This is a genomic window from Variovorax sp. 10L426 (genome assembly GCF_056395305.1).
In genome coordinates, this window is the sequence record NZ_JBFTJF010000155.1 from 1 (window position 1) to 357 (window position 357).

The 357-nt window shown below is 70.0% G+C and carries 1 pseudogene; it reads right to left on the reverse strand.

Annotated elements, in window-relative coordinates:
* Window positions 1-80 precede the first annotated feature (80 nt).
* Window positions 81-357 (reverse strand): annotated as a pseudogene (locus tag AC1DHL_RS30235) (DNA-binding protein YbiB); the annotation flags it as partial.

Here is a 357-nt window from a genome sequence, read left to right on the forward strand (position 1 = left end):
TGCCGGGCGAGACCGAGCGGATTCCGCTGCCTCCGCGCCGGCCTTAATCGGCTCTAATCGTCCGTAATCGTCCGTAATCGTCAGACCGGGCTCGTCCAGGCCACGCGCGTGGCCTGCTTCAGGCAGTCCTGGATGGTCGCTACCTGCGTGGCGATGGGCGCCGGCACCGGCGCGTCGCCATCGAGCACCTTGCGAATCCAGGCGGCGGTCAGGCCGACGTCGGTGCCCGGCGGCAGTTCGGGCACGTCGCCAATCGACCCGCCTACCGGATCGACCAGCGTCCGCTGATGGCCGTCGTGCAGCCAGTCGATGCGGCCGCTGCGGCGGGCATCCGCCACCACTTCCCCTTCGGTACCG